Origin of the sequence: Sinorhizobium sp. 22678, assembly GCF_052044265.1 — a bacterium.
In the GTDB taxonomy this organism is placed as follows: domain Bacteria; phylum Pseudomonadota; class Alphaproteobacteria; order Rhizobiales; family Rhizobiaceae; genus Sinorhizobium; species Sinorhizobium meliloti_A.
Window position 1 is genome coordinate 61,238 of record NZ_JBQEMS010000019.1, and the last position, 23,667, is coordinate 84,904.

21 protein-coding genes are annotated in these 23,667 nt (G+C 59.5%); 10 read left to right on the top strand and 11 right to left on the bottom strand.

Features of this window, described 5'->3' with window-relative positions; all coding sequences use genetic code 11:
- Positions 1 to 2 precede the first annotated feature (2 nt).
- Positions 3 to 695 carry a FadR/GntR family transcriptional regulator gene (locus tag ACTJKL_RS23975; protein WP_440853988.1) on the top strand — a complete coding sequence of 231 codons (693 nt, stop codon included), beginning with the start codon at positions 3 to 5 and terminating at the stop codon, positions 693 to 695.
- Positions 696 to 720: 25 nt separating this feature from the next.
- The gene (locus ACTJKL_RS23980) at positions 721 to 1,695 is read left to right on the top strand and encodes an NAD(P)-dependent oxidoreductase (RefSeq protein WP_440853989.1); all 975 of its coding nucleotides are present in this window, start codon (positions 721 to 723) and stop codon (positions 1,693 to 1,695) included.
- Between the two features lie 65 nt (positions 1,696 to 1,760).
- Here the strand turns inward: ACTJKL_RS23980 and ACTJKL_RS23985 are convergent, their stop codons facing one another.
- The 7 genes from ACTJKL_RS23985 to ACTJKL_RS24015 form a co-directional block, all read right to left on the bottom strand.
- Positions 1,761 to 2,879 (bottom strand): ABC transporter ATP-binding protein, encoded by a 1,119-nt coding sequence (locus tag ACTJKL_RS23985; protein ID WP_440853990.1) that lies wholly within the window; start codon positions 2,877 to 2,879, stop codon positions 1,761 to 1,763.
- Complete coding sequence (locus ACTJKL_RS23990; protein WP_440853991.1) at positions 2,879 to 3,988, bottom strand: ABC transporter ATP-binding protein; 1,110 nt, start codon at positions 3,986 to 3,988, stop codon at positions 2,879 to 2,881. Before ACTJKL_RS23990 ends, ACTJKL_RS23985 begins: the two co-directional genes overlap by 1 nt.
- The gene (locus tag ACTJKL_RS23995; protein WP_018098160.1) at positions 3,985 to 4,185 is read right to left on the bottom strand and encodes a hypothetical protein; all 201 of its coding nucleotides are present in this window, start codon (positions 4,183 to 4,185) and stop codon (positions 3,985 to 3,987) included. The genes ACTJKL_RS23990 and ACTJKL_RS23995 overlap by 4 nt, the downstream gene beginning before the upstream one ends.
- Positions 4,182 to 5,141 (bottom strand): carbohydrate ABC transporter permease, encoded by a 960-nt coding sequence (locus ACTJKL_RS24000; protein WP_440853992.1) that lies wholly within the window; start codon positions 5,139 to 5,141, stop codon positions 4,182 to 4,184. Before ACTJKL_RS24000 ends, ACTJKL_RS23995 begins: the two co-directional genes overlap by 4 nt.
- 1 nt (position 5,142) lies before the next feature.
- A complete protein-coding gene (locus ACTJKL_RS24005; RefSeq protein WP_440853993.1) occupies positions 5,143 to 6,048 on the bottom strand; it encodes a carbohydrate ABC transporter permease in 906 nt (301 codons plus the stop codon).
- A gap of 145 nt (positions 6,049 to 6,193) precedes the next feature.
- Positions 6,194 to 7,501, bottom strand: a complete 1,308-nt coding sequence (locus ACTJKL_RS24010; RefSeq protein WP_440853994.1) for an ABC transporter substrate-binding protein — start codon at positions 7,499 to 7,501, stop codon at positions 6,194 to 6,196.
- 353 nt (positions 7,502 to 7,854) lie between these two features.
- Entirely contained in the window at positions 7,855 to 8,496 is a 642-nt protein-coding gene (locus tag ACTJKL_RS24015; RefSeq protein ID WP_440853995.1) for a TetR/AcrR family transcriptional regulator, read from the bottom strand.
- Positions 8,497 to 8,600: 104 nt separating this feature from the next.
- Here ACTJKL_RS24015 and ACTJKL_RS24020 point away from each other — a divergent pair, with 104 nt between their 5' ends.
- Genes ACTJKL_RS24020 through ACTJKL_RS24035 form a run of 4 tightly spaced genes read left to right on the top strand, consistent with a single transcriptional unit; the run spans position 8,601 to position 12,315 of the window.
- Positions 8,601 to 9,839, top strand: coding sequence for a Tm-1-like ATP-binding domain-containing protein (locus tag ACTJKL_RS24020; protein WP_411934248.1), 1,239 nt, complete (start codon positions 8,601 to 8,603; stop codon positions 9,837 to 9,839).
- Positions 9,808 to 10,650, top strand: a complete 843-nt coding sequence (locus ACTJKL_RS24025) for a phosphoenolpyruvate hydrolase family protein (protein ID WP_440853996.1) — start codon at positions 9,808 to 9,810, stop codon at positions 10,648 to 10,650. Before ACTJKL_RS24020 ends, ACTJKL_RS24025 begins: the two co-directional genes overlap by 32 nt.
- Before the next feature lie 29 nt (positions 10,651 to 10,679).
- A complete protein-coding gene (locus ACTJKL_RS24030; RefSeq protein ID WP_440853997.1) occupies positions 10,680 to 11,093 on the top strand; it encodes a cupin domain-containing protein in 414 nt (137 codons plus the stop codon).
- Positions 11,094 to 11,127: 34 nt separating this feature from the next.
- A complete protein-coding gene (locus tag ACTJKL_RS24035; protein WP_324765078.1) occupies positions 11,128 to 12,315 on the top strand; it encodes a M24 family metallopeptidase in 1,188 nt (395 codons plus the stop codon).
- 576 nt (positions 12,316 to 12,891) lie between these two features.
- On the opposite strand, the gene ACTJKL_RS24040 is transcribed toward ACTJKL_RS24035, so the two are convergent.
- The 4 genes from ACTJKL_RS24040 to ACTJKL_RS24055 all read right to left on the bottom strand — a co-directional run bounded on the left by ACTJKL_RS24040 (position 12,892) and on the right by ACTJKL_RS24055 (position 17,541).
- Entirely contained in the window at positions 12,892 to 14,100 is a 1,209-nt protein-coding gene (locus tag ACTJKL_RS24040) for an aspartate aminotransferase family protein (protein ID WP_440853998.1), read from the bottom strand.
- 173 nt (positions 14,101 to 14,273) lie between these two features.
- A complete protein-coding gene (locus ACTJKL_RS24045) occupies positions 14,274 to 15,404 on the bottom strand; it encodes a phosphotransferase enzyme family protein (protein WP_440853999.1) in 1,131 nt (376 codons plus the stop codon).
- Between the two features lie 148 nt (positions 15,405 to 15,552).
- Complete coding sequence (locus ACTJKL_RS24050) at positions 15,553 to 16,221, bottom strand: haloacid dehalogenase type II (RefSeq protein WP_324765410.1); 669 nt, start codon at positions 16,219 to 16,221, stop codon at positions 15,553 to 15,555.
- A gap of 444 nt (positions 16,222 to 16,665) precedes the next feature.
- A complete protein-coding gene (locus ACTJKL_RS24055; protein ID WP_440854000.1) occupies positions 16,666 to 17,541 on the bottom strand; it encodes a GNAT family N-acetyltransferase in 876 nt (291 codons plus the stop codon).
- Between the two features lie 789 nt (positions 17,542 to 18,330).
- Between ACTJKL_RS24055 and ACTJKL_RS24060 the strand changes: the two genes are divergently transcribed.
- The 4 genes from ACTJKL_RS24060 to ACTJKL_RS24075 all read left to right on the top strand — a co-directional run bounded on the left by ACTJKL_RS24060 (position 18,331) and on the right by ACTJKL_RS24075 (position 23,630).
- Positions 18,331 to 19,995 carry an ABC transporter ATP-binding protein gene (locus ACTJKL_RS24060; RefSeq protein ID WP_440854001.1) on the top strand — a complete coding sequence of 555 codons (1,665 nt, stop codon included), beginning with the start codon at positions 18,331 to 18,333 and terminating at the stop codon, positions 19,993 to 19,995.
- Between the two features lie 37 nt (positions 19,996 to 20,032).
- The gene (locus tag ACTJKL_RS24065; RefSeq protein ID WP_338280522.1) at positions 20,033 to 21,703 is read left to right on the top strand and encodes a peptide ABC transporter substrate-binding protein; all 1,671 of its coding nucleotides are present in this window, start codon (positions 20,033 to 20,035) and stop codon (positions 21,701 to 21,703) included.
- A 67-nt stretch (positions 21,704 to 21,770) separates the two neighbouring features.
- On the top strand, positions 21,771 to 22,721 hold the full coding sequence (locus ACTJKL_RS24070) for an ABC transporter permease (RefSeq protein WP_102762988.1): 951 nt from the start codon (positions 21,771 to 21,773) through the stop codon (positions 22,719 to 22,721).
- Between the two features lie 30 nt (positions 22,722 to 22,751).
- Entirely contained in the window at positions 22,752 to 23,630 is an 879-nt protein-coding gene (locus tag ACTJKL_RS24075) for an ABC transporter permease (protein WP_275598427.1), read from the top strand.
- Positions 23,631 to 23,667: the final 37 nt, after the last annotated feature.

Sequence of the window (23,667 nt, forward strand, 5' to 3'; positions counted from 1 at the left end):
TCATGAAAGAAAACAATCTGCTTTCGGACTTGGCGGCCCATCTATTTTCAACTTCGAGCGGCAGTGGGCGAACACCCTCGGAGCGGGAGCTCGCCGAGCACTTCGCCGTCAGCCGGGGGCAGCTTCGGGAGGCTCTGGCAATCCTGGAAGCCATGCGCATTGTGGAGCGTCGGCCAAAGTCGGGTATCTATCTGACGACGACGGAGGCGAGTGTCGAGGCCATAGCACTCTTCGCGCGCGCTGGCGTGCCACTGGACCCGATCGTGATCTACGAGACGGTGGAACTCCGCAAGATCCACGAAATCAAGGCTGCGGAGCTCGCCTGCGCGCGGGCGACGGAGGAGAACTACGAACGGCTGCGCGAAATTCTCGCCGCTTCCGAGGCGAAGATCGCTGCAGGCGAGGGCCTCGCGCGCGAAGACAGGGACTTTCATCTGGAGATCGTGCGGGCGACGAAGAACAGCGTGTTCCACCGGATCTGCAGCGTCTATTACACGATGGGCGAACAGCGATTGCCTATCTACTTCGCTGATATCGCTCGCAGCCGCCGCTCGCATGAAGAACATATCCGTATCTACGAGGCGCTGCTCGAGCGCGATGGCAATCTCGCCCAAGCTTTGATGAACGCGCATCTTCAGGGCGCGGAAAGTTATTGGAAGGGCCTCATCGGCGGGCCTGCGACAGCCGCGGAGTAGTCCCCGGTCGGCAATGAGGAGGACGATGAGTTTCATTTTCTCGACCCATCGCCTGCACCCCGACGCCGAAGCTATGCTGAAGGCGGCGGGTGATCTCCGCGTCGCGTCCGCCCCCGATCCAGAGACGTTGCTTCGTGAAGGTGAGGGCGCGGAGATTGTCATCGTGCGCGCGCCGATACCGCCGGCCTTCTTCGGAAATGTACCGGCCCTGCGCGCCGTAGTCCGGCACGGTGCGGGGCTCGACATGATTCCCTATGACGCGGCCACGGCCGCCGGTGTGCTTATCGCCAACGTGCCGGCCGTCAACGCACCGACCGTTGCGGAGCACGTCTTCATGGTGACGCTTGCGTTGCTGCGCCAGTTCCGTCCTATGGACCGCGATTTAAGAAACATGGGTTGGAGTGCTGGGCGAGCCCACTGCGACCGAGCACTTGATCTCGCTGGCCGCATCATGGGCGTCATCGGTATGGGCAATGTGGGAAAGGCGGTCTTCCGGATCGCGAAGTACGGGTTCCAGCTGGAGGTCGTTGCGAACAGCCGCTCGCCGGAAAGCCTGCCGAACGGTGTCAGGTTTCTCTCAGTCGACGATCTGGTTTCGACGGTTGATATTGTCGTTCTCTGTTGCCCGCTCACGCCCGAGACGACCGGGCTTCTAAGCCGCGAGCGAATTGCGCGCATGAAGCCGGGCGCGATCCTCGTCAACGTGTCGCGCGGTCCGGTCGTGGATGATGGTGCGTTGATCGAGGCGCTCGAGATGGGGCGTATCGGCGGCGCTGCCCTTGACGTGTTCTCTACACAGCCTCTCCCGTCCGAGCATCCCTACTTCCGGCTGGACAATGTGATCGTGACGCCTCATCTCGCCGGCATCACCGACCAAAGCATGATGCGCATGGGAATAGGAGCTGCGGCCGAAGCTATCCGCGTCATGGAAGGGGGATTGCCCGTTAATCTCCGCAACCCTGAGGTCGTGGAACAATACAGGCGGCGGTTCCCTGCGTAGGGCTTCGCCCATTCCGATGGACGCGTCCTGGTGGTTATGTGAATGACGGGCAGACGGGCGGGAAGTCACGTCCAGGATGGACTCGGTTTTTTGTCGTCAATGACGCCTCGGCCAGGATGGCGCAGGCTCATCCCGCTTCCGCCGTCGAAGAGCACGACCTTTTCCGCATTCCAGGAGAAGCGAACAGACTCCTCGATCTCGAGGTCGGTCTGAGCTGGCACCGTCGCTTGCAAGAAGTGGTTGCCTGTACGAAGCGTGATGATCTTTTCGACGCCATGGTTCTCGACGTCGTGCACGCGGGCCTCGCCGGGTGCGCCGCTTTCGAGAAAAAGATCCTCAGGGCGGATGCCGAAGGTCAGGGGCCGTCCGTCGAGCGCAGCGCCTAGCGCGGCGTCAAAAGGCAAGCGGTAGCCTTCGTCCGCGATAGCCTCGCTGGCCGCGAGCTTGCCGGAGATCAGGTTCATCGGCGGCGATCCGACTGCACGTGCAACGAACGTGTTGACTGGATTGCGATAGATTTCCTGTGGGGTGCCTGTCTGAACGAGCTGGCCGTTGTTGAGTACGCCGATCTTGTCGCCCATCGACATGGCTTCGATCTGATCGTGGGTGACGAAGAGAAAGGTCGCGCCGAGATTCATCTGAAGATTCTTGAGTTCAGTGCGCAGCGCCTCGCGCAGTTTGGCGTCGAGGGCGGAAAGGGGCTCGTCCATCAGAAAGACGCGCGGTTTGCGCACGATGGCTCGGCCGATCGATACGCGCTGCATCTCGCCACCCGATAGGCGGTCCGTCTTTCGGTCGAGCAGATCCTCAATTCGGAGCGTCCTCGCGACACGGGCGACACGCTCCTTGATTTCGACCGGTTCGACACGCCGGATGCGAGATTTCAGCGGAAATTCGAGATTCTCGCGGACGGTATAGCGCGGATAGAGCGAATACTGCTGCAGCACAAGCGCCACGTCGCGCTCGGCGGCGCCCCAGTCGGCGACGTCCTCACCGTCGATGAAGATCTGTCCGCCCGTCGGCTTTTCGAGCCCGGCAATCAGCCTGAGGGTCGTCGTCTTGCCGGCGCCCGTCTCGCCGAGCAGCACGAAAAACTCTCCGTCGGCAATTTCGAAACTGAGATCCCTCAGGGCGGTGTGGGTACCGAAGGTCTTGGTGATGCCTTTGAGTTCGATATGCGCCATCAGAGCCTGATCCCGAAAGATGTGCCAGTCGAGCTGTCGAAGAAATGCGCCTGAGCCGGATCTATTCGAGCCCAGATGGCCTCGCCGGGTCGGGGTACGAAACCACTTTTGGTCCGCGCGCGCAGCATCTGATCGCCAACCCGCAGGTCTATGATGTCATGCGAGCCGAGCGGTTCGATGATATGTGCCTCGACGGGCACGAAGCCCTCACGTGCTTCCCTCGACACGAGAACCCCTTCAGGTCGTACGCCGAGGGTGAGATTTCCGTTTCGAGCCCCAGCGACGGCGAGCTGGGCCGTGAGACTCGACGGAAAATCGAAGTACGTTGGAGTACCTTCCACCACGAGGCGCGCATGCCCCGCGTCCTCGGAAACCGTCACGTCAGACATGTTCATTACCGGACTCCCGACAAACTGCGCGACGAACATGTTGGCAGGACGAGCGTAGACCTCATGAGGGCTGCCGACTTGCTGCAGCACACCTTCGTGCATAACGACAATGCGGTCGGCGAGGGACATCGCCTCGACCTGGTCGTGGGTGACGTAGATGGTTGTCGAGCCCTGTTTGATGTGAAGTCGCTTGATTTCAGCGCGCATCTCTTCGCGGAGCTTCGCGTCAAGCGCGCCGATCGGCTCATCCATAAGCATTGCCTTGGGACGCCGGACGAGTGCCCGACCGATCGCCACGCGCTGCATGTCGCCGCCGGAAAGAGCGGAGGGCTTTTTGGTGAGCAGATGGGTGATCTGGAGCGTTTTTGCAACCGCCTGAACCTCGCGCTCGATATCCGTAGGGTTGCTGCGCGTGGCGCGGAGCGGGAAGGCGATGTTCTCGAAGACCGTCATGTGCGGGTAGAGCGAGAAGGACTGGAACACAAAGGCGATGTCTCGGTGCGACGCCTTTATGTGCTGCACCGGCTGACCGTCTATGAGGATGTCGCCTTCATCGATCGTTTCGAGCCCGGCAATCGCGCGTAGAGTGGTCGTCTTGCCGCAGCCGGACTGGCCAAGCAGAACAATGAACTCGTTGTCGGCGATGGTGAGATTGAGGTCCTTGATGACCTGAACGGCACCAAAGTGCTTCTCAATCCCACGTAATTCAATCTGCGTCATGGCCTGCTCTCGTCAGCTTTCTGTTCCGGCGGGACCTTCGACGTGATCATGAAGGCGATCAGCCCAACTAACGTCATTGTCAGTCCATAGCGATGAAGGAACAGGTTCCACGGCTGGCACAGCGCGATGATCCCGAATATCATCAGGAGCTGCGCGCCTGGCGCCAGATACTTCTGATTTATGGCACGAAACGTCATTTGCGGATCGCTCCGAAGCTCATGCCGCGCAGGAGATGGTTCCTGAGCAGGAAGGTGAAGATTGCGACCGGTAGCAGGAACAGGAAGGTACCTGCGGCGATGACGGTCCAATCCGGAAGGCCAGAGCCGACCTGGCTTGGGATGAAGGGCGGTGCCGTTTGCGCGCGCCGGTTCGTCATGATCAGCGCCAAAGCATATTCATTCCACGCTGTGATGAAGCAAAAGACGGCGGTCGCGGCAATCCCTGTGGCGGCCTCTGGCAGCACAATCTTGAAGAAGGCTTCCAAGCGCGTGTAGCCGTCGACGAGCGCCGCTTCCTCGTATTCCTTCGGAATCTCGTCGATGAAGCCCTTCATCAGCCAGACCGAGAAGGACAGATTGAAGGCGGTGTAGAGGATGATAAGACCCCAGTGAGTGTCGTTCAGCCCGACAGCCCGGTACATCAGGAACATGGGGATCGCCACGACCACGGGCGGCAGCATGCGTGTCGATAAAATGAAGAACAACAGGTCCGCTTCGCCCTTCACTTTGAAACGCGAGAAGCCGTAGGCCGTGAAGGTGCCCATTCCGACGGCGAGCACCGTAGAGGTGATCGCCACGATGAGCGAATTCATGAAGCGGTTGGGGTAGCCGGATAACTGCACCTCACCGCGTCCCGAACGCACGACCTTTTCCCCCCCGTCGAAGACCAGCCGTTCCCACCAGGGAGCGGCAGCATAGTCTTCGGGCTCCGGTGCTGACCGCAATTGAGAGCGCTTGGTGAAGAGCTTGACGAACGGCGAGATCTCTGGCTCGAAGATGACCGTCGGAGGGATGGTAGTCGCGAGGTTGCGCGGTTTGAAGGCCGTAGACGTAATCCAATAGATCGGTGCGAGGAACAGCAGCGTGATTACGAGCACGGCGGCGATCGCTACCCGGTTCAGCGCGCGCTCGGAGCGAGTTTGGACAGCCGCCATCTCAGCGCTCCTTCACCCTGTTGAGATATTTGACGTAAATGTTGGTGATCGCGAGCACCATGATCAGCACGATGTAGGCGAGTGCGCAGGACCGCCCGGTCTGCCATTCCTGAAACGCCATCTTGTAGAGGCGGATCGAGATCACCTCCGTGGTCGGTTGGCTGGTGAGAATATAGGCGAGATCGAAAGTCTTGAAAGCCTCCATCGTGCGAAAGATGATTGCGATCATGAGTATCGGCGCAACGAGCGGCAGAGTGATACGGAAGAACGTGTAGAACGGTCCCGCTCGGTCAATGGCAGCCGCCTCGTAAAGGTGCCCCGGTACGGCCGAGAGACCTGCGAGCGAGAGCAACATCACGAAGGGTGACCACATCCAGATGTCGGTGATTGCGACGGCGTAGAGTGCCATTTCGGGATTCGCCAGCCACTCAAAAGAGCCGAGGCCGAGCGCGTAGTTGATGATGCCGAAGGAAGGATCGTAGAGTAGTTTCCAGAAGAGCCCGACCACCGCCATCGACAACATCATCGGCAGCAGAAGCAGTGTCGTGATGAGACCCTTGAAGGGGATTTCACGGTTGAGCAGCATCGCCGTGCCGAAACCGACGACAACCTGACCGGTAACCGACACGATCACGTATTTCGCCGTAATGGCGAAGTTCGCCCAGATGAAGGGGTCGTTTAACAGTTCCCGGTAGTTCTGCAGGCCGACGAAGGTGGCCGGCGCGTTCGTCGAAGCACGAAAGTCGGTGAAAGAATAGCCGAGCGAATAGATCAACGGGAAGATGTTGAAGACGATCAGGAACAGGATCGTCGGAATAATGAAAAGATTGCGAATTTTGATGTCGCTCAGGCCGCGCGAAGCCGCGCGCGACTTCGAATCCAGCGATGTCATAACCACGGTGGCCAATGTGCTCCTCCTCCCAGAGCCCGACGCCGGGCGCACTTGTTCCATCTGTCGCGTATTGCCTGAGCGCGTCGCCGCGTCCGGTGCGAGCCCTGTCCGGTGCCAAGTTGAACGGGAGGGAGCCGGGCACCCTCCCGCAGTGTCTTACTTATTGGCGGCCGTACTTCTTGAAGGTCGCGTTCCAGTCCTTGGCGAGAGCGTCGAGCGCCTCCTTTGCTGTACCCTGGCCCGCCGTCACATAGGGATAAATGCGTTGGTTCATCTGGATCAGCAGCTCGGCATATTCCGGCGTTGCCCAGAAGTCCTTCACTCTGAACATGGTCTCGTAGAAGGCCTTGTTGTAGGGCGTCGCGTTTTGGAACTCTTCGGACTCCAATACCTTAGCGCTTGCCGTGTAACCGCCGAGCTCGGCCCAGCGCTTCTGTGTCTCGTCCTTGACGAACCACTCAAGGAACTTCACCGCCTCTTCCTTGTTTTCCGAATAGGAGACGATGGAGATGCCCTGGCCGCCGAGCGCGGCGTACTGGTCGCCCTCCGGGCCGGCCGGGTTGGCAAAGAAGCCGGTGACCTTCGCGTTCGGGTTTGATGCTTCATTGACCAGGGCCGGGAAGAAGGCGAAATAGTTCATGCTCATCGCCGCCAGATTTTCGGTGATCGCCTGGTTGTTCTCGACGAAGAAGGACTTTGCCCAGCCCGGGGGCGTAAAACCGTAAAGCTCGCGGTAGGCTTCCAGAGCCTTGACGTTCTTCTCCGAATTGATGATCCCGTCGACCTTGTAGGTGCTGTAGTCTCCGAGTTCTCCTCCGAAAGAGAAGATGGCGTTCTCCACGCCCATAACGAGGCCGTCATAGGAGTTGTCGGTGTAGATCGCGATGCCGTAGCGCTTCTGGTCCGGACGATGGAAGAACTCGGCGATGTCGCGCAACTGCTTCCAGTCCTTGGGCGGAGCGAGGTCATAGCCATACTTCGCCTTGAAGGCTTCCATCTCCTTCGGGTCCTCGAACCAATCCTTGCGGTATGACCACCCGACAGCGTCACCCTCGGCGGGGATCGACCAGTACTTGCCGGAGTTCGCAGGATACTCCGAGTAGTACTTCACCGTGGCGGGAGCCATCACCTCGTTTAGCTTGTGCTGGTTGAAGAACTCGGTGAGATCGACGTAGTGGCCGGCCTCGGATGCGGCGCCGATCCACTGTGAGTCGCCGACGACCATGTCATAGGCCGAGCCCTTGGCGTTGAATTCGGTAAAGGCCTTCGTTTGAAAGTCCGCCCATGGGGTCGTTTCGACCGTGACCTTCACGCCGGTCTCGGCCTCGTATTCGTTAACAAGCTCCTGGAGATAGTTTGCCGGGTCCCATTCGGCCCAGAAAATCGTCAGTTCTTGTGATTGCGCGGAAGTCCCGCAGGCGAACATAAAGCTGATACCAGCCACCAGACCGGCCACTGTCTTGCGCATAATATTCCTCCCCTTTTGTGTATCCCGCCCCGCCTTTTCCACGGCGGTTCGTCTGTCAAATCCTCCTGATTGGCGTTTCTGCGGCGGGTCCTCCTCCGACCCTTGCGGCCTGGGACAGATCAAGCCCAAGCGAATGCAGCGCCAATCTGGTAGTACCAAAGCTAACGAGCGTCAAGGTTACTGTTTCTTCGTCATTGCCGCAGGCCACCGCTCCCACTGCCGGACTTGTTATGGAATTTAACCTGCATGCCTTACCCCAGTTCAACCAGGAATGAGTTGTCCATAAGTCGTCATGCACGCGCATTATCTAAATTGGTCAAACCAGTTTCTCGAGTCAACGAGAATGCGCGAGATCATGTCGCGGATTGCGCATCCCGGACCGCCGCCTCGACCAAGGCTGCCGCCGCCCATTCTGCAACCGCTTGCGCACGTTCGGACGAGAGGCCCCAAATATCCTTAAGCACGACCAGCACCTCGACACCGAAAACAAGCGAGAGCGCCTGAGCCAACTGCTCGCGGGCCTCAGCCGGCACCTTGCCCTCGAGTGGCACGGTGACTTGTCGAAGGAGCTCGACGCGGTGCCCTCGCGTGAGCTGTGGTTCGTTACCAAGCGTGCCTGCCTGCCGCTGCGCCCACTGATCGAGCGAGAGCTTCAGTGCAGCCTTGAACGTCGCTTCGAACTCGTCGATGCGCGGCATGGCAGTTGCGAGCAGATCGCCAACGCGGGTGAGCGTATCGGGCGCCTCGGATCTCCAGTCGAGGATCGGGCCGAGCGCCTCGTGCACCACCGCATGAACCAGCGCCGCCTGGCTCGGAAAGTATCGGTAGGCAGTGGCGCGCGAAACTCCGGCGGCTTCCGCCACCTCACTCACCGAGGGAGTTATACCGGACTGCATCAACCGTGTGGCGGTATCCAACATGAGTTTGCGTGTGCGGGCTCGGGGACCGCGTTCAGCGCGTGCGGCGAATTCGCTGTGTTGACGTGAGACATCCATATCTTTACGATACGCGCATCTCATAATTTTGCAAGTGCCGACAAACCGGTCGGAATAAGGCGGCCTTCAAGGCAGAGGAGGGCCAGGGTCGCCGGGGAGGAGAGATGAAGCGCATCTACGTCGTCGGCACGGCCGACACGAAGGGGGAGGAACTCGTTTATCTTGCGTCCTGCGTCGAGGCCGCGGGCGGCCAGCCTGTTTTGGTCGATGTCGGCACGCGTCGGCCCAAGGTTATGGTGGACATTTCCGCCGAAACCGTGGCCGCGGCCCATCCGGGCGGTGTCGCCGCGGTGCTTTCCGGCCACGACCGGGGAACAGCGATCGCTGCGATGGGCGAGGCCTTTGCGAGGTTCCTTCCCGCCAGGGACGACGTCGCCGGCGTGGTGGGCATGGGTGGCGGCGGCGGGACGTCGATCATCACCGCCGGCATGCGCAGGCTGCCGCTCGGGCTACCGAAGGTCATGGTCTCGACGCTCGCGTCCGGCGACGTGGCACCTTATGTTGACGTCTCAGACATCATCATGATGCCGTCGGTTACCGACATGGCCGGGCTCAACCGCGTGAGCCGCGTGATCTTAAAAAATGCGGCAGAGGCGATTACCGCCATGGCGAACAGGCCGGCAGACGAAACGGCCGCGAAGCCCGCTCTCGGCCTGACCATGTTCGGCGTGACGACGCCCTGTGTGACTGCCATCGTTGAACGACTGAAGGCCGACCAGGACTGTTTGGTTTTCCACGCTACAGGCACCGGTGGACGAGCAATGGAGAAGCTTGCGGACAGCGGGCTTCTATCGGGTGTGCTCGACATCACGACGACGGAGGTGTGCGATCTTCTCTTCGGCGGCGTGTTGCCGGCGACCGAGGATCGTTTCGGCGCAATTGCGCGCACCGAATTGCCCTATGTTGGCTCCGTCGGGGCTTTGGATATGGTCAATTTCTGGGCGCCAGAGACGGTGCCGGAGCGATATTCCGGCCGGCTCTTGTACCGCCACAATCCAAACGTCACGCTCATGCGCACGACTCCGGAGGAATGCGCAGCGATCGGAAGGTGGATTGGCGCAAAGCTGAACCTCTGCAGCGGACCTCTCCGGTTCCTCATCCCGGAGCGAGGCGTGTCGGCACTGGATATCGAGGGCGGCGCCTTCTTCGATCCTGGGGCGGATGCGGCGCTCTTCGAGGCATTGGAAGCCACCGTCGATACAAATGACCGGCGCCGCATCGAACGCCTTCCGCTCCACATCAACGATCCGCAGTTCGCCGAGGCCGCAGTCGCCGCGTACCGAGACATTGCCAACTCTGAAAGAGACACCGATGCCACTAATCCCCCGCAAGACCATTCTTGAAAAGTTCCACGGCATGATCGCCGCCGGCAAGCCGATCATCGGAGGTGGGGCCGGAACGGGGATTTCGGCCAAGGCCGAGGAGGCCGGGGGCATCGACCTCATCATCATCTATAACTCCGGCCGTTACCGAATGGCGGGCCGCGGCTCGGCGGCCGGTCTGCTCGCCTATGGAAATGCCAATGAGATCGTGAAGGAAATGGCCTTGGAGGTGCTGCCGGTCGTCAGGGCGACACCGGTACTCGCCGGCGTCAATGGTACCGACCCATTCGTTTTCATGCCCCAGTTTCTCGCGGAACTGAAGGCCATGGGCTTTTCCGGCGTACAGAATTTCCCCACCATCGGCCTCTTCGATGGACGGATGCGGCGGAGCTTTGAGGAGACGGGGATGGGCTATGGTCTCGAGGTGGACATGATCGCCGAGGCCCACCGGCTCGACCTGCTGACGACACCCTATGTCTTCAACGAGGAAGAAGCGATCGCGATGACGAAGGCGGGTGCAGACGTCGTTGTCGCTCATATGGGCGTTACCACGGGAGGTGCGATCGGCGCCACTTCCGCGATCTCGCTCGACGACTGCGCGAGCGAAATCGACGCGATAGCGGCGGCCGCGCGCTCGGTACGCAAGGACGTCATTGTGCTCTGCCACGGGGGGCCGATTTCGATGCCGGAGGACGCAGGGTACATCCTGGATCGTTGCCCAGGCTGCAATGGCTTTTATGGCGCAAGTTCCATGGAACGCCTGCCTGCCGAGGCGGCGATCCGCAAGCAGACGGAAGAGTTCAAGGCGCTTGCCATCAGTACGGTGGTTTGAAGCGAGCAGGATGCGGAGGAGGCCGCGGCATGGCAAAGGACAAATATTTTCTCTACCCGATTGATGTTGACAGTTTCGGCTTCGACTGGGGCCGGCTTGCGCTGACGGTCGCGCCGGAGGTGAACGGGGCCGAGCGCTTCTCGGGCGGTGTGGTGGATTTGCCGAGCGGCGAAGGGCATGCGCGTCACAATCATCCGGGAGCGGAAGAGATCATTTTCGTCATCTCGGGAGAGGGCGAGCAGATGGTGGAGGACGAGAACGGCGATCCGGTGACGCAGAGGGTTGGACCCGGTTGCACTATCTATGTACCGGAAAGCCGGTTCCACTCGACAAGGAACACGGGTCCCGGCCCGATGCAGCTTTTCGTGGTCTATTCACCGGCAGGCCCTGAGCGTGCGCTTCGGGAGCTGCCGGATTTCCGTCTAATCCCGCCCGGTACTTAAGGGCGCACGACAACGGCTTTGTGGGAGAAATTCCGTGGACATCAGCCCAAGACAAACGCTAGCGGCGGGGCCCCCCTTCGATGCGGCGAAACTCGACAAGCTCATGGAGGAGGCGGGCATCGACGTTCTGCTCGCCACATCCAAGCACAACACGCAGTACCTGCTGGGCGGTTACAAGTTCATCTTCTTCGCCGCAATGGATGCGATTGGCCACAGCCGCTATCTGCCGATCGTCGTTTATGAGAAGGGCTCCCCCGATCACTCGGCGTATATTGGCAACCGCATGGAAGGGGGAGAACACCAGAACAACCCTTTCTGGACACCCGCCGTTCATACGGCGACATGGGGTACACTCGACGCAGCAGCGCTTGCGGTCGAGCATCTGAGAAAGATCGGTAAGTCGGGTGCTCGCATCGGCATCGAACCGCCCTTCCTGCCGGCCGATGCGCGGGATCTGTTGGCTTCTCGCCTTGAAGGTGCGCGTTTCGTGGAGGCGACGCATACGCTCGAGCGACTGCGCTCGATCAAGACACCGCAAGAGCTGGAGAAGCTCAAGGTTGCCTCCGAACTGATCACTGATTCAATGCTCGCCACCATCGCGGCTGCACGAGAGGGATCCACCAAGGGCGAGATCATTGAACGGCTCAGGCGAGAAGAGACCAATCGCGGACTGTATTTCGAGTATTGCCTGCTGACCCTGGGTGCTAGTCACAACCGTGCGGCCTCTCCGCAGGCATGGGCGAAGGGTGAGGTGCTTTCGATTGATTCCGGCGGCAACTACCAGGGCTATATCGGTGACCTTTGCCGGATGGGCGTGCTCGGCGAGCCCGATGCGGAGCTCGAGGACTTGCTAGCTGAAGTCGATGCGATCCAGCAGGCAGCCTTTGCCAGGATCAAGGCCGGGGCGAGAGGCAGTGAGATGATTGCTTCGGCGGAAGAGGCTTTGAGAAGCTCGCCTTCGGCCGACTTTACCGACTTCTTCTGCCACGGCATGGGGCTCATCAGCCACGAAGCACCGTTCCTGATGACCAACCACCCCGTCGCTTACGAAGGCGTAGATGCGGATCGGCCCCTGGAGGCAGGCATGGTCATTTCCGTCGAGACGACGATGCTCCATCCGCAGCGCGGTTTCATCAAGCTCGAGGATACGCTCGCCGTCACGAAGGACGGATACGAAATGTTTGGCAACAGAGGGCGCGGTTGGAACCCTGGGGCGGTTTAGCGAGCGGCGAAACTGCTGCGAAAGAAGGGCACACGAAGGTGTGCCGGACTGGTATCAGATGTGGTAGATCTCGGTGCCTAGAACCTCAAGCCATTTCCGCATGAAGGCATGGGCCGTTCAGTCCTTTGCCGACACCATCGTGCCGTCGGCAGCGACCCGGTTGGGGGCAGGTCGATACGGGTGCCGCCAACCATTGTGAGGTCCGGCTCGCAGGCGCTGAGAGCGCTGTGCCGCCCACGACATCGACGACGATCAGAATTCGTTCGCCGTGGCAGATCGTGAATAATCGTACGCAGGCGACGCTGGTGACGCGAAGCTCGATCTGTAGTCCAATCGCCATTGCAGCAGCGGTCCGGCGCCGCTGCGGGCTCAAGAGAAGTTGCGCACGCCCCGCGCGATTTGGATGACGGAAGCGGCAGAGGCGCGATCTTGGCGCCTCTGCCTTCCGTTCTGCGTGTCTTTATTCAGCCGCTCCGATCTTGGCGGACTTGAGCTGCAGTTCACGACGCGAGCATGCCCAGGTTTCGCCGCCTGGATTGGCCTCGACTTGCGGCTTACGATTTTGGTGTGACGCTGTCAGGTGGCTCCGCACAAGCCGTCGGGCTTCGTGTACCAGGCGACCTTGATGAGTGCGCGTTTCATAGCTGCTAGGAAGAGGTCTACGTGCTCGGTTTTGCAAACGAGTGGAGGGCGCACCTTGAGCGCATCCTCATTGGCTCCTGTCGTGCTGATAAGCACGCCATCATCCCGCATTGCATTCACCACGTCCAAAGCCATTGCACGCCGACGCGGGGCCGGTATGCTTTCGGACCCGATGTCTACGCCAAAGAAGAGACCGGCATTGCGGATTGCACGAACGCTCGTATGCTGCTTTGCCAATTCCGTCAGCCCGGCTCGTAGCCGCTGGCTCATGGCAAGCGCATTTTCAGGGATTTGGTCACGTTGCAGGATCGTCAGCACGGCGTCCGCCGTCGCTATTCCAACAGTGTTTCCGGCAAAGGTGTTCGAGTAGCGAGCGGTTGCACCAAAGCGCTCCATTGGGGCTTTGCGACCAACGACCGCGCCAATTGGAAACCCGTTACCCATTGGCTTGCCGAGGGTTACAAGATCCGGAACGATCCCGTGCCGCTCGAAGCCCCACATATGAGCGCCAGTTCGCCCGAAGCCCGGCTGAACTTCGTCGGCGATGACGAGGCCGCCTGCGTCCCGTGCCGCTGCAGCTCCGCCGGCAACGAAGCCGGGAGGATCCACCCATACGCCGTCGCTGGAAAAAATACTGTCGATAAGCAGGGCCGCAACGCCTATGCCACGACGGTTCAGATCCGAAATGGCGGAACGGATCTGTGCCTCGAAAAAGTCCGCAGCCTGGGATTCTGGCACGCCCGCTGGACCGGGAAGCGGTACCATGCGCACGAATGGGCTGAGCTTGACGGCATCGCCCAAGTTTGGCGAAACCGCGGCGACGGCCGCGCTTGTGCCGTGATAGGCATAAGAGGAAACGATCACGCCTTCGCCGCCGCTCACAAGTCGTGCGATACGCAGGGCCAGATCGTTGGATTCACTCCCCGTGCAAGTAAAGACCACCCGGTCTAGCTCCTCGGGGAAGGTATCAACCAACCGCTCGGCATAGTTGACAAGTCTTGGTTCTAGATAACGCGTATTAGCGCTTATTCGGGCCGCTTGCTCGGCCATTGCCGCGTTTACTTCCGGGTGGCAATGGCCGAGGGAAGGAACGTTATTGTAGAAGTCAAGATAGGCTCGCCCGTCGGGATCGTAGAGCCACATGCCTTCGCCGCGAACGAAGTGCACGGGCCGTCGGTACTGCAGTCGATAAGATGCTCCCAGAACTGCATCACGACGGGCAATCAGCTCGGCCTCGCGCGCTGGGAGATCAGACTCGCCGGGTCTGTAGCATTGGGCATAAGGTCTGTGGACATGTGTTCCTGCCTGTCTAAGAGTTACGGCGATGGCTGTGACGCTGCCGCGAGGACTGCGGCCTCACCTGATGCAGTGGAAAGAGGCGCCAGAATAGTTAGCCCGCGCTCGGCACGAGCCACATTCTTTTTGATGTATTGCGCGTCTGCCGGAAAGAGGTGGGAGCGCCAGTAATTGACCAGTATCAGTGCGCTTTGTCGTGCGCGCATGAGTCCGATCAGCAGTCTTGCTTCCAAGGCGGAAAGTGGGACGACCGAGGCATAGCCCGAAATGAGATGTTCGGCTCCGCCCAAAGGAAGCGCCGGATCTGTCACGAGGTGACTCGCCGCGATAGCCAGGTCCTGTATCCTGGGGCTCCAGCAGCCATCGCCGAAATCGATGAAACCCAAGCCGTGGCGGGTAACAATTGTGTTGAACGGGCTGGGATCGTTGTGCGCGACCTGCCACTCCAGGTTCGAGATCTGCGGCTCGACGAACCTCATGTACTCCGCCATTGCGGTCCGAACGCTTTCGGCAACGCTTCCAGAAGGTAGGTGTTCCTCCAGTTCCATCAATCGCGGCCAGCACCCTATATGCCAGAGAATGGGGCGGTGGGCTGCGGGTATATTGACTTGCGCAAGGGCTAGGTCCATCTGGCCGAGGGCGTTTCCAGTTCGAAAGAGGAGATCAGGAGTCGGCGTCTCCTGGTGCAGAGACACGCCCTCGATTCGGGTCTGCAGGTAACCACTTAGACCCTCTTCCTCAAACATCAACGCGCCGCTACTGGTAGGGATCACTGTGGGTGCAGCAAATCCCCCGCTTCCTTGCAGTGCAGCCAAAGCGGCACTTTGGAAACGGAAGCTGTCGACCGCCTCTTGTCGTGCCGACGTCTTCAGGATCAATTGGCGGCCGTCGGACAGGGAGACCTGTACAGTGCGCTCGACCTCGGAGGATAAGACCGCGGTCGATCCTTCCAGTCCGTAGTGCCGCTTGCGCAATGTCGCCGAAATGTCGGCTTCTGACTCGTCTGGCGGCGAGGACAGAATGGCGGTTGCGGCACGAAAATAGGCTTCTGTCGACGCTGCAGCATGCGGTAGGTGACGGGAGGCCGGAGCCGCAGAGCTGTTGCGCCGGCCTAGTTCCTGATCAGCAGCAAGTCCACTAAGATCGCCCAATTTGAAGATCCTCGTCCGTTCATGGTGCTTTTCGGGCTGCGTAGTTGGATACCCTGATCTAATCTGACTAGCTCAGAGCAGGCACTCCAGCATAGCTCAGTGGCCCGCGCGCGTTTTCGTCCCTGAACCGCTGTTGCCTTATCTCAAGTCAGAGCCCGAAAACGCCGGGCAGCTGCGAAATATCGCGGATCTCGGTGTATTCATAATAGGGGTTGGCCGGCTCATGGCCGCGGTTGACCCACACCTTGCTTTTGATACCCAGGTCATAGGCGGACATGAGGTCGTGACGGAAAGACGACGAAACGTGCGTGATGTCTTCCGGTCCGCATCCCAACATGTCGAACATATATTCGAACGCCTTGAGGTGGGGTTTGTAAGCTCCCGCTTCTTCTGCGGTGTAGACGGCATGAAACGGCGCGCCTAGCTTTGCCACATTCGACGGGATCTGGGCCACCATGGAGTTTGTGAGAATGACCAGCGGGATTTCCTTGGCTAATTTGGCTAGGCCCTCGGGCACATCCGGATGCGGTCCCCAGGTCGGTACGCGGTTGTAGATGATTTCGGCGTCTTCGGGCCTGAATGCAACCTTGTTGCGGCGGCACGTGCGCTCCAACGCGTTGTGAACAACGTCGGCATAGGGCTTCCAGTCCTGCAATACCTCATCGATGCGGTACGCTTGGAAGTTCCTGATGAATTCGTCCATGCTCGGCCCATCCAGAAGATGACCGAACAGATCACGAGCGGCTTCCGCCATTTGAAAGTTGATTAGCGTACCATGGCAGTCGAATGTTACGTATTTTGGCCTGAAGCGATCCATATCCTTGGCTCCTGTGAACTCTACGGCATGGACGAAGCATAGTTGCAGTTGTTTGGAAGAATGTTCCGGAATGCTTCGTCTTTCAGCAGAAGTCTCTTCGGTTGCAGCAAATCCCGCACAACCTTTTGCTGGCGCCGCGTCTCGCACTTGGTCGTGTCCTGAGTTCAGCTGTTGCTCCACCGAAGGCAGCCGTTCGCGTGCGCTGGTTTTGGCAGCGTTGTGTTGGAAGCCGAATAGAGCATTGCGGTCTGCCTCTCATGGCAGTTGGCGAGACGGGGTTGGCGGGAATACCTAAGTGGCTTCGAAAGCCGCCATTTCGAGCGTCGGCAGGCCGAGGCGGGGGGCGACGCAAGAGCTGACAAGCCGAGGCTGCTCTGAAAAGGCTTCCTGTGTGTATGAGCCGACCAAAGCTATCGAGCCCGTCATCAGGGGACGGGCTGCGGTTCACCCGAGTGCGTGACCAGCTAAGCCATAAACCCAAGGCTCGCCGGCCTTGCGGTTCAAAAGGAGTCGGCCCCGCGACATAGTCGTTACTCGTTCGGCCACTCGAAAGTCACTCGCGCGAAGAAAGTTGACCAATGGTCCTGTTTCCCGCGTGTCGACACGCGCGAACTGCCCTTTCAGGTTCCGTAGATGGACGGCAATAAGCTGAAGCGCGTCATCGTCATTGCTTGCTACCACGGGGCCGATCACATGGCCGCGGCCGAACTCCCGGCATATAGAATAGCCAACGATCTTCCCATCCCGGCAGAGGGATTGGATGGTGGAAATCGGGGCTAGTGCCGAGATCAGCTCCTCTCGCTTCCAACCGAAGGCCTGGGTATCAAGTTCGATGATCTGCGGGAGTGCATCAATCCCCGCCTCGATCAAATCACCGTTCGGGGCGGGCAAGTTGGGTAGGGAGGAAGCAACCGTTCCTTGGTGCATCCATACCGTCGCCTCGTTTGCAAAACCCAGCGAGACATACAGGTTGTGTGCCGCGCGAGTTGAATTGAGATACAGATTTCTGCCGCGGCATTCTTCGAATACCTGCTCCATGAGCCAACGCGCATTACCCTGAGCCTGCGAGCGCGGGGTGGTGATCACCAGGCCGATCATCGCAACGTCTTGGCCATAGGGGAACCACATGGCGCTTCCGAAAACCCGGCCGATGCTGTCGACTACCGCGATGCCCCGGCCGAACTGGCGAAGCCAATCCCAGTCTTTGGGACGGTGTGGCCAACCCACGGCCACGGTTAAGGCGTGGAGCGAGCCGACATCGATCTCATTGATGTCCCGTGCCACCAATTCGAATGACTTAAGTCGAACTGAATTCGGCATTTGACTTTGAGCTCCTTCGCCGGTTCAACAAGTGCAACGACCTTGGCAACTCTGCAGCCGCCGAGGGTCGATCAGCTCATGATTGCACACTAGGCTCGGCATCTTTCACTGATTTGCCCTTGGCGTTCGAAATCTTCTCCCGAAATACGGGTGCCGGGCAGGAGGAACCCTGTGCCCCGATTTGCTTCACGTAGCATCGCACCGATGACAACGCAACTTTGCGAAACTTAGGTACAGAGAAGTTCGACTGACTGCCGGTTGGCCGGCACAGATCAGAGTAGTCCGACAGGGGTCGGGCCGGGCTGTCGGGAAAAGCAACTGTTCAAACTCAACATTGAGGTCCGTCTTGGCACGACCTGCTCTCTAACAACGGGCGCTGGTTTCTGATGACTTTGAAATAGTTCATAAATCAGCTCTGCTTGGTCTCCGAAGAGCGTCAAGAAATTCTGAAGGCGCCAACCATTTTGGAATTTCGTGCTGTTGCGGAAGCGTAATTCGGTGACTCCTTCGGCAGGAGAAGTCGATACTAGCCTCATTCGGTCATGGCATGACGTGCGATGGCAAAGGGTCTGCCAGGCGGGATCTCCTTTGCAAGACACGGCGACACCGCGAAGAAAGTAGTGACGATCAAACGGCGTCACGCCTGGAGGAGACGCAGAGCTGCCGCTGGTGCATGTTTCGGTAAGAGCTCGGCAGTCTGGGTCAGTGCGTGGATAACTACAGCATACGCCGTTCCCCGCAGGGGCGTTGCAACTGCCGCATCGTTGCGGTGAATAGGAGGATAACTCGATGATCGCCAGCATCCAGACTTTGGGCGCGGACGAGGTGGCGCTCTCTGTGCGCGGCCTGAGTATCAGCCTCCCGAAAGGGATGGAGCGGGCTTTCGCCGTAGAGAATATCTCATTCAATCTAAAGCGCGGAGAGATCTTGTGCATCATCGGCGAGTCCGGTTCGGGCAAATCGGTGACAGCCAACACGATCATGGGCCTACTACCCAAGGTGATACCGGTGGCGGCAGGCGCGATTCATCTCGAAGGCACGGCTATCGTGGGGGCTTCTCCCGAACAGCTCAGGGATCTGCGCGGTCGTGTCGTTTCCATGATCTTCCAGGACCCGCTTTCGGCCTTGAATCCGCTGATGACAGTCGGCGAGCAGGTCACCGAAGTCATGGCAGCGCACAATGTCGGAACGCCCGCGTCGCGCCGGATCCGTGCTATTGAACTGCTGACAGAGGTGGGATTGCCGGACCCGGAATTGATGTACCACCAGTACCCGTTCCGACTGTCTGGTGGGCAGCGCCAGCGGGTTATGATCGCGATGGCTCTGGCACTCGAGCCTAAGATCCTGATTGCGGACGAGCCAACGACCGCTCTGGATGTAACCACCCAAGCCCAGATCCTGAAACTGATCCGCGACATCCAGCGGCGCAAGGGCATGAGTGTGATGTTCATCACCCACGATTTTGGGGTTGTCGCAGAGATCGCCGACAGCGTGGTGGTAATGGAAAAGGGCCATATCGTAGAGCAAGGAAGTGCGGAACAGGTGCTGAAGGCACCCCGCCATCCCTATACGCAGCGCTTGGTTGCAGCTGTCCCCCGCCTCAGCGGCAGGGATCGTGCACACGAGGACGCGGCTCCCGCCAAGCCAATCATGAAGGTCGAAGGTCTGGTCAAGACCTATCGAAGCAGCGGTGTGTTTTTCGGCAAGAAGCGGATCGTTACCGCCGTGAACGATGTATCGTTCGACCTGGCGCCTGGCCGCACATTGGGAATCGTCGGAGAGAGCGGCTCGGGCAAGTCCTCGCTCGGGAGGTTGCTCATCAAGCTGATGGACAGTGACGGTGGACGGATACTGTTTGACGGCCACGATATCGCCAAGCTGTCCGAAGTGGTTTTCCGCCCTTTGCGGCCGCGGATCCAGATGATCTTCCAGGATCCGTTTGCATCCTTGAATCCGCGTTCGACGATCGGGCAGATTCTGACGGTCGGCCCCGTCGCCCACGGGACGCCCTATGCCCAGGCCCGGGAGGAGGCGAGGGCGCTGCTGTCCCATGTGGGACTCGATGCAGGTGCCTTCGGTCGCTATCCGCACGAATTTTCCGGTGGGCAGCGCCAGCGCATCGGTATAGCGCGGGCATTGATGTTCAAGCCGAGCCTTCTCATCGCCGACGAGGCCGTATCTGCCCTCGATGTGTCGATCCAGGCCCAGATCCTGAAACTTCTGGACCAAATTCAGCGAGAAACCGGCGTGGCCATGATCTTCATCACCCACGATCTGCGGGTGGCAAGCCAGATTTCTGACGAGATCGCAGTAATGCAGAAGGGCCGGATCGTCGAGCGCGGTCCGCCCTCGCAGATATTCCTCAATCCGCAATCCGCCTACACGCGCGAGTTGGTCGCAGCCATTCCCGGAGAGCGTCTGAAGACCGCCCCGGCTACCGCCGCTAATTCCTGAATGCCAATCCAAACATGTCCACTAGGGAGGAGACATCATGACCAAGGTTGAAACGACTAAACAGACCTATTCGCGACGCGAGACCCTGCGCATGATGGCAGCTGGAGGGCTGGCAGGGCTTGTCGCGCCAAACCTCCTGGTGTCGCCGGCCTTTGGCCAGACCGCCCCTGCAAAACCGACCGGTCGGGTCGTCGTCGGGCTTTCACAGGAACCCACTGTCTTCAATCCGCTGATGGCGCATACCGAAGTCGACGACGCCGTGCATTTCTCGGTGTTTGATGCGCTCTTTCGAATGGACCCCGAGGGCGTTCTCCAGCCCAATCTCGCGGCCGAAGTACCAAGCCAAAAGAATGGCGGTATCTCGCAGGACGGCCTGCAGTGGCGCATTCGTCTGCGCGACGACGTCCGCTGGCATGATGGTGAGCCCTTTACAGCGGAAGATGTGAAGTTCACTCTCGAACTCATCACCAACCCCAAGTTCCGAGCATGGCGTACGAGCGGCCATTCATTAGTGCGTGATATCAAGGTGGTCTCACCCACGGAGATCACCTGGCGGATGGAGTCCGTTTTCGCGCCCTACTTGTCGTTTCTCGCCGAGACCTTCATTGTTCCGAGGCACCTTCTCGAGAAGGAGGCAGATCCGAACGCCGCCGGCTTCAATCAGGCGCCTATTGGCACTGGAGCATTCAAGTGGGCGCAACGCATCGCCGGCGATCATATCGAACTCGTCGCGAACGCTGACTATTTCGGGGAAGGTCCTTATCTCGAGCGGCTCGTTTTCAAATATATTCCGGACATGACGGTGCTCTACACCCAATTCAAGAGCGGCGACGTCGACCTTGTCGACCAAGCTTACATTACCGCCGATCATTACGCGGAAGCCAGTAACTTGCCGGATCGCGTGGTTACTCTGGAATCGGGGGCGTCAGTCGAGTCGATTTACCTCAACCTTGAAAAGCCGCAATTCAAGGATCCGGCAGTGCGACAGGCGCTCTACGCCGCTATGGACAGAAAAGCGATCATAGACGCGATCTATTATGGCGTAGGTAACCTCACCGAAACCTTCATGCCGCAGCAATCCTACTACTACAATCCGAACCTGCCGGCGCAGGAGTACAACCTGGACCGGGCGCGTCAAATCCTCGACGAAGCAGGCTGGGTGCCGGGATCGGATGGAGTGCGCGCCAAGGACGGCGTTCGCTTGTCGTTTTCCAATGCAACAACGGCAGGTAACAATCTGCGTGAACAAGTGCAGCAATTTCTGCAGCAGACATTTGCTGAAATCGGGGTCGAGATGACCATATCGAATCTGCCAGGAGCAGTGATGTGGGGCGATTTCTGGCTCAAATCGCAGTTCGACTCCGCAATTTCCGGTGTGACCTATGTCATCGCGGCGGACCCCGACGTGACGAACCGCCTGCACACGCGCGCGATTGTCGCGAAAGGCGGAAAAGGATCAAATACCGGCCAGTACTCCAACCCGGAGGTCGACGCGCTGCTCGAAAAGGGTGTCCGTACGTTTGATCCCGAAGAGCGAAGGGCAATTTACTTCCGCGTGCAGGAAATCGTCCGGCAAGACCTGCCGTTCCTGCCGTTGTTTGCGTACACCAACGTGTTCGGCCGTAAGGGAGGACTCGAGGGCTTCAAGCCGAATGCCAACACGCGCGTCGCATCCTGGCATGCCGCCGGATGGCATTGGAAGAGCTGATCTCCGGAGCCGCCGTCACGAGTAGCGGCGGCGGCCCATCCATTGGCGATGTCATGAGGAGAGTTGAATGCGCGGCTTCCTACTTAACCGGCTTTACCAGAGTCTCATCCTACTGGTGATAGTTTCAATCATCGGATTCACCATCCTGAATCTGATACCGGGAGGCCCGTTGGCGCAGTACGGCCTCGACCCCGGAATGACCCAAGAAGATCTCGACCGCCTCAAGGAACAGCTTGGGCTGAACCGCCCTCTTTGGATGCAGTACCTGGACTGGGCCTGGCGCCTGCTGCAGGGCGATTGGGGGCACTCGTTCCGGGATGGGGCAACGGTGTTGAGCGTCATCGGCCGTCACCTTTTTGCGACCCTGTTGTTGATGGGTTCGTCCACAGTGATAGCGATCGCAATCGGCACCTGGATTGGTATCCGTGGCGCCACGCACCGCTATTCGGCGTTTGACTATCTGGCCACCGTGGGCGCCATGGTGGCACTATCAATTCCGACCTTCTGGTTCGGATTGCTGGGTATCTATGTTTTTTCGCTGCAACTGGGTTGGCTGCCTGCCGGCAACATGTACACGGTCGGCGATGGCTCCCTTCTGAACTATCTGCACCATCTGATCCTCCCGAGTATCGTACTTGCTCTGGTCCATGTGGCGATTTGGAGCCGCTATATGCGGACCGCGACGCTTGATGCTATCAGCCAGGAATTTGTGAAGACCGCCCGTGCCAAGGGGTTGAGTGAACGCAGGATCCTTATGAAGCACGTCGTCGGCAATGCCCTGCTGCCCATGATAACGCTTGCGGGCATGCAGCTTCCCAGCATCCTTACGGGGGCGCTCGTTACCGAGACCGTATTTACCTGGCCGGGAATGGGCCGGTTGTTTCTCGATAGTCTCGGATATAGCGATTATCCGGTGGTGATGGGACTACTGATGTTCTCCGCCATACTTGTCATCCTGGGCAATCTGATCGCGGACATCGCCGTGGCGATCATCGATCCCCGCATTCGGATGAGTTAAGCGCATCACGCCCAACAGGAGACACTCGTTATGACCGCTATTGCTGCAAATCCCGGGTCGGACCGTTGGTGGAACAGCCGCGCTGCACGCCGCTTCATGAGCCATCATCTCGCACTGCTGGGGATGGCGATGATCGTGGCTCTGACGCTCGCATGCGTGCTTGGACCGTACATTCTCCCCTATGACTCCCTTTATATCGACCTGCGTGCGCGCTTCGCTGGTCCGTTCACTGGTCATCATTACCTCGGAACCGACCCTCTTGGCCGGGATATCGCGGCGCGACTGTTCATGGCCGGCCGTATCTCGCTGCTCGTCGGCTTTTCCGCAATGCTCCTGTCCACTCTGGTCGGGACCATCGTTGGCGTGATCGCGGGATATCGCGGCGGCTGGATCGGGGCGGCGCTGATGCGCACAGTGGACGGTTTCCTCGCCTTCCCTTCGATCTTCCTCGTGCTTGCGCTTGCCGCGGCACTCAAACCAAGCGCGATCATGATCACCGTTGTTATCGCCGCCAGCAGCTGGATGGAAGTGGCGCGCATCGTCGAGGCCGAGGTTCGCTCGCTCCGCGAACGGGAATTCGTTCAGGCCGGACGGATGCTGGGATTGAGCGCTAAGCATATCATGTTTCGAGAAATCCTCCCGAATGCGATTGGTCCGATCATTGTTGCATCGACCCTGACCATCGCCCGGGCCATCCTGATGGAGGCGTATATCAGCTTCCTGGGTTACGGCATCCAGCCGCCGCTTCCGAGCTGGGGCAACATGTTGAATGGGGCACAGCAGTATCTCGGGACCGCGCCTTGGCTGGCGATCATTCCGGGCGCGGCAATCACCATCGCCGTCACCAGTTTCAATTTTATCGGAGATGGTCTGCGTGACGCGCTTGATGTGCGGGGCGACCACAGCTGACAACTTTGTCCTTCCCGGCTCGGGTCAAAACAGCGAA